We start from the raw sequence: 5,681 nt of genomic DNA on the forward strand, positions 1-5,681 counted from the left end.
GCCGACACGCTGCTGCCCTGGTCGCGGGTCACGACGGTGGCCGCCGACGTGTCGCCGGCGACCTTGGAAGCGGTGGCGACGCGCAGCGGCCGCTCACGCTTCCCGGTGGTCCAGCGCGACACCCGCCGGGTGCTGGGCTTCGTGCACGTCAAAGACATTCTTGGGTACGCGTCGACGCAGCGCCGGCTGCCGATCCCGGCGGAGGTGATCCGCCCGCTGGCCGTGGTGGCACCGGACCGCAGCCTCGCCGATCTGCTGCTCAGCATGCGCCGGGACCGGCTGCACATCGTGCTGGTCAGCGACGGGCGGCGGCCGCTCGGAGTGATCACATTGGACGATGTACTGCACGCGGTTGTCGGGGAACCCGCCGGGGCAGCGCATCCGGTGACGCGGAGTCGCTGACGCATTTCCGTCAAAAGCCAGCGGAGTTTCGATTTTGCGGTTTCGCGGCAATGCGGACAATAGCCCCATGCTTCCCTCACGGCGGCGCGCTGTTTCGCTTGGCGCCCTGTCAGCGACCCTCGCTCTGACCAGTGCCCTTCTGCTCGCCCACCACGCACACGCCGCGGACGCCGTCCGTACCCCGCCGGTTGGTGGCGTGCTGCCCGACTCCGGCCAGACGCCCGCTCCCGTCCCGCCCGGGCGGATCCGGGTGGCGAACGGTCCGGTGACCGTCCGTTACACCTTCGACCACGGCGTCGGCCGCCCGATCGTCGACCTGGCCGGACGGCACTACCTGCGGCCGGTCGGGCAGAACGGTGGACTGCTCAGGCTCGTACCCCAGCGGGGTGGCCTGGCCGTCGCCTACCCGGACCGATGCGCTCTGCCGCGGGAGCGGGATTGCCCGCGGGCAATCCTGGAAGGCGTCCGCGACGACGACCTCAACCCCGGCCGGCTGCCGCTGCGCTACGGCGCCTCGGTCCTGATGACCCACGCCGACCTGGCCGACGGGGCGAACGTGCTCCAAAAGGGATACTCGGTCGGTGGGGTGAGCCAGTTCAAGCTGCAGGTCGACCACCGGCAGGGCCACCCGAGCTGCGTGATCGCCGGCCAGCGGGCCCGGATCTATCGCGCCGAGCCGCTGATCGACGTGGCCGACGGCACCTGGCACGACCTGGAGTGCCGCCGCACCCCGACCCGCCTCACCATGATCGTCGACGGCGCACCGCGCGCCTGGGTGCCGGTCCCCGCGATGCTCTCGATCGCGAACGCCGAGCCGCTGCGGGTTGGCGGCAAGGGCCCGGGCCGAGGCAACGACCAGTTCGCCGGCGCGATCGACGACGTCTTCGTCACCATCGGCGACCCACCGCCGGCTCCCAGCCGTCCCGCACCCTGACACCTATCGGCTTTCCACGGCGCCCGGACCCAGTGCGTCGATCATCTGGCGCAGAGCTGGGACCGCCCCCAGCAGGAGCGCGACGAGAAGGACCGCAATGCCGGTACCGGCCCCCGAACACAGCGAGCATTCGCACGTGTTTTAGGCGGGCGAGCAAGCGCAGGCTGGGGCGTCAGCCCCATGACCAACCCGGCACCCTTCCCACCCACCGCACGCACCGTAACGCGGGGTCTGGGGGCTCGGCCCCCAGGAGAAAAGGCGAGGTCCCCAAGTCCGCGCTTTCTGCGGACAAGGGGACCCCGGGAACGAGCGGGTGACGGGAATCGAACCCGCACTGTCAGCTTGGGAAGCTGATGTTCTGCCATTGAACTACACCCGCAAGCGGCCCCACTGTACCTGATTATCCGGCTCTGTGTCGGGACCGCCCCGCACTCGTCAGCTGGCGACGGCGAGGGTGCGCCGTAAGTTGCGGGGAGCCCGCCACGTTTGGGCGAATGCCGGGGTGAACGGGGTCGCGGCCAGCGGGAGGGCGCCGGCTGGGCCGTGGTGGCGGAGCATCGCGGTCTCGATGGTGAGCTCGTAGAGCCGCCAGTCGACGTCGGGTGAGGCGTGCAGGGCGCCGGCCAGGCGGGTCACTTTCATCGGGTCGTGGACGGGCAGGGCTCGGCCGGTCAGGCAGGCCTCGTCGTCGTTGTCCTCGGGCGGGTAGGAGTGCAGGGCGTAACGCCCGTCGCGGTCGAGGTCGCGGCGTTTTGGCGAGTCGACGATGAAGCAGAAGAGGCCGTCGTCGGTGAGGACCGGGGAGACCGGGTGGACGCGGGGGCCGCCGTCGGGGCGGATCGTCGCCAGGTAACCCATGCCGGGGCCGTACTGCTGGAGGAGCGCACGGATGCCGGCGGCGAGCATCGGCTCGGCGGCGGCGAAATCGGACCAGGAAGCCATGTGAGCATTCTATCGAACATACGTTCGACACGGCCACCGAACACGCCGATCCGGGCAGGTCGGTATGGTGTTGCGATGCTGCTCTCCGACCGTGACCTGGTCTCCGAGATCAAATCCGGGGACCTCTCGCTGGAGCCGTTCGAGCCGACGCTCATGCAGCCGTCCAGCATCGACGTTCGGCTGGACCGCTTCTTCCGGGTGTTCAACAACCACCTCTACACCCACATCGACCCCGCCGAGCAGCAGGACGAGCTGACTGCCGCGGTCGAGGTCGAGGATGGTCAGCCGTTCGTGTTGCATCCCGGCGAGTTCGTGCTCGCGTCGACGCTCGAGGTGATCAGCCTCGGTCAAGGGCTCGCCGCTCGACTCGAGGGCAAGAGCAGCCTCGGCCGGCTCGGGTTGCTCACCCACTCGACTGCGGGCTTCATCGACCCGGGCTTCTCCGGGCACGTCACGCTGGAGCTCTCCAATGTGGCGAACCTGCCGATCAAGCTGTGGCCGGGGATGAAGATCGGCCAGCTCTGCATCTTCCGGCTGTCCAGCCCGGCCGAGCACCCCTATGGGTCGGCGGTCTACGGCTCGCGTTACCAAGGGCAACGCGGCCCGACGGCGAGCCGGTCGGCGCAGAACTTCCGGACCTGGCCGACCCGCTGAGCCAGGCCTGAGCGGGCCGGCGGAAGCAGACGGGGAAGCGAGCCGGCGGAAGCGCGGCCAAGCGAGCCGGCGGAAGCACGCCGGGAAGCGAGCTGGCGGAAGCACGCCGGGAAGCGAGCCGGCGATGCCGATGAAGCGGGAGGCGTTGACGGGCGTGAGGAGGCTCATGATCCGGACGCTACCCGGCGCGCGGGGTCGGCAGCGGTTGGCGGGCCGGAGGACGTCCGAGACGCCGGGAGGAGCGGGCCGGAGGACCTCCAGGAGCCGGCGACGCGACGGGGGGACTCCGCCGTCCGGCGGGGTCGCCACGTCGGACGGCGCTACCCGTCCTGCGCCGTCGGGCGGATCAGGATGTCGTTGACGTCCACGCGGACGGGCTGGCCCAGCGCCCAGACGACGGCGCCGGCGATGTCCTCGGGGTGCAGCGCCTCGAGCTCCGGCCTGGAGTCGAAGAACGGCGTGTCGACCATGCCCGGGGCGATCAGCGTCACCCGCGCGCCGGTGCCGTTCAGCTCCGAGTGTCGCAAAGGGGCGGGTGCCGCCCGCCCCGCACCTGCGACCATTCGCCGGTGCTCTCCGACTCCGCGCACATCTTCGTCCAGGGCGGCAACGGCGGCGACGGGTGCACCTCGTTCCGGCGGGAGGCGCACGTCCCGATGGGCGGCCCCGACGGCGGCGACGGCGGGCGCGGGTCCAACGTCGAGTTCGTCTGCGACGACTCGTTCCGCGATCTGCAGTCCTTCTCGCGTCGCGTGCACTACAAGGGGCCGCGCGGCCGGCACGGCGAGGGCGCGCTGAAGAAGGGGCCCGACGGCGAGGACCTCGTGGTCAAGGTGCCGCCGGGCACGCAGATCACCGGGCTCGACGGGACCGTCCACGACCTCGTCGTCCCCGGGCAGACGGTCGTCGTCGCCCGCGGGGGATCAGGCGGACGGGGCAACGCGCGGTTCGCGTCGGCCACCCGCCAGGCGCCGCGGTTCGCGGAGAAGGGCCTGCCCGGCGACGAGGGCTGGATCGACCTGAAGCTCAAGCTGCTCGCCGACGTCGGCCTGATCGGGATGCCCAACGCTGGCAAGTCGTCGCTGATCACCCGCGCCACGCGGGCCCGGCCGAAGGTCGCCAACTACCCGTTCACGACGCTCGAGCCGAACCTCGGCACGATCGACGGCGAGCGCCGCCAGCTGATCCTCGCCGACATCCCGGGCCTGATCGAGGGCGCGAGCGAGGGCAAGGGCCTCGGCCACGAGTTCCTCGCGCACGTCGAGCGGTGCCGGATGCTCGTGCACGTCGTCGATCTGCTGCCGTTCGACGGCACCGACCCCGTCGAGAACCATGCGACGATCGAGGCCGAGATCGCCGCCTACGACCCACGGCTGGCGACCCTGCCGCGCGTCCTCGTCCTGAACAAGGCGGACCTGCTGACGCCCGAGGCCGCCGCCGAGGCCGAGGCCGAGTGGCGCGCCCGCCTCGACGGCCCGGACGTCCCGGTCCTCGAGGACTGGGAGGAGCCGGTCGAGCCCGACGTGCCGATCGTCGTCACCTCCGCCGCCACCGGCCAGGGCGTCGACGCGCTCCGGGCGCTCCTGCTGCGCACCGTGCCCGAGCGGCCCGTCGACGGCCCCGGCGCCGTGGACCTCTCCGACGCGCCCTTGGCCGAGCACAAGGTCTACCGGCCGAAGGTCGCCCGCGACTGGTCCGTCGAGAAGACCGAGGACGAGGGCTTCCGCGTCTTCGGCGACGGCATCATGCGGCTGCTCTCCCGCCACGACCTCGAGAACGAGGAGTCGCTCCAGTACGTCGAGACGCGGCTGCGGAAGATGGGCGTCATCGAGGCGTTGCAGGACCAGGGCTTCCGCCCGGGCGACGACGTCGAGATCGCCGGCGTCCTCTTCGAGTTCGACCCCGAGGCGTAGGAAGGGACCGGGCCCCGACCCGAGCGTCGCGGGGCCGGGGGCGCGGTGGCCCTCGACGAGGCTCGGGCCACCCGGAGAGGGGACCGGGCCCCGACCCGAGCGTCGCGGGGCCGGCCCTCCGGAACCTACGTCGGGCGCCGCGGGAGGTCGCCGTCGGCGAGGGTGCGCGCGCCCAGCAGGCGGGAGAGCGAGACCGCGGTCGCCGCGACCTGCTCGACGACCACGTCGATCCGCGGGTCCAGCAGGCGCCGGTCGCCGCTGACGTTGATCGCCGCGACGCGCTCGCCGCGGAAGTCGTGGACGGGGGCGGAGACCCCGACCGCGCCCTCCTCGTGCTCCTCGCGGACGACCGACGTCCCGGCCGCGCGGACCTCGGCGAGCACCTCGCTCAGGTCCTCGACGCTCTGCACCCGGCTGCGTGGCGCCGTGCCCGAGAGCTCGGCGGCGCGGTAGCGATCGCGCAGGGCGGCGGGGGAGAGGCCCGCGAGCAGCACCCGGCCGGCGCTCGTGGCGTGCGCGGGCGCGGTCTCGCCCTCCCAGGCGCCCCACGCGGTCGCGCGGGCCGGCGGGGACTCCGAGCGCAGGGTCAGGACGTCGATGCCGTGCAGCGTGCACAGGTGGACGGTCTCGTCGAGCTCGCCGGCCAGGTGCCGCAGCACGTCGGGCGCGACCGACAGCAGCCGGCGCTGCGCGGTCGACGCGGCGAGGGCGTAGAGCTCGAGGCCCAGGTGGTAGCGGCCGCTCGACCTGGCGATCACGGCGTTCGATCGGATCGAGGCCGGCGCGTTCGTCGGCTCGCTGCTCGGCATGCTCGTCCTGATCGCGTTGCCGCTGGT

At 72.2% G+C, this 5,681-nt stretch carries 6 protein-coding genes, 1 tRNA gene and 1 pseudogene; 4 read left to right on the plus strand and 4 right to left on the minus strand.

The genetic code is table 11. The features are described from left to right. Both AB0L40_RS25960 and AB0L40_RS25965 read left to right on the plus strand, forming a co-directional pair. A partial coding sequence (locus AB0L40_RS25960; protein WP_364361402.1) for a CBS domain-containing protein occupies window positions 1–402 on the plus strand: 402 nt, incomplete at its 5' end. A 34-nt stretch (window positions 403–436) separates the two neighbouring features. Further along, the gene (locus AB0L40_RS25965; protein ID WP_364361404.1) at window positions 437–1,336 is read left to right on the plus strand and encodes a LamG-like jellyroll fold domain-containing protein; all 900 of its coding nucleotides are present in this window, start codon (window positions 437–439) and stop codon (window positions 1,334–1,336) included. Between the two features lie 308 nt (window positions 1,337–1,644). On the opposite strand, the gene AB0L40_RS25970 is transcribed toward AB0L40_RS25965, so the two are convergent. Further along, window positions 1,645–1,715 (minus strand) — tRNA-Gly (locus tag AB0L40_RS25970). Between the two features lie 56 nt (window positions 1,716–1,771). Beyond that, the gene (locus AB0L40_RS25975) at window positions 1,772–2,278 is read right to left on the minus strand and encodes a pyridoxamine 5'-phosphate oxidase family protein (RefSeq protein WP_364361406.1); all 507 of its coding nucleotides are present in this window, start codon (window positions 2,276–2,278) and stop codon (window positions 1,772–1,774) included. Window positions 2,279–2,353: 75 nt separating this feature from the next. On the opposite strand from AB0L40_RS25975, the gene dcd reads away from it, so the two are divergent. After that, window positions 2,354–2,932, plus strand: coding sequence for a dCTP deaminase (dcd, locus tag AB0L40_RS25980; protein ID WP_364361408.1), 579 nt, complete (start codon window positions 2,354–2,356; stop codon window positions 2,930–2,932). Between the two features lie 320 nt (window positions 2,933–3,252). On the opposite strand, the pseudogene AB0L40_RS25985 reads toward dcd, so the two are convergent. Further along, a pseudogene (locus AB0L40_RS25985) lies at window positions 3,253–3,447 on the minus strand (short-chain dehydrogenase); the annotation flags it as partial. Between the two features lie 54 nt (window positions 3,448–3,501). On the opposite strand from AB0L40_RS25985, the gene obgE reads away from it, so the two are divergent. Continuing rightward, complete coding sequence (obgE, locus tag AB0L40_RS25990) at window positions 3,502–4,845, plus strand: GTPase ObgE (RefSeq protein WP_364361410.1); 1,344 nt, start codon at window positions 3,502–3,504, stop codon at window positions 4,843–4,845. 125 nt (window positions 4,846–4,970) lie between these two features. On the opposite strand, the gene AB0L40_RS25995 is transcribed toward obgE, so the two are convergent. Beyond that, window positions 4,971–5,681 (minus strand): IclR family transcriptional regulator C-terminal domain-containing protein (locus AB0L40_RS25995; protein WP_364361412.1); only part of this gene is annotated, 711 nt, incomplete at its 5' end.

Origin of the sequence: Patulibacter sp. NPDC049589 (genome assembly GCF_040675535.1) — a bacterium.
Classification (GTDB): domain Bacteria; phylum Actinomycetota; class Thermoleophilia; order Solirubrobacterales; family Solirubrobacteraceae; genus Patulibacter.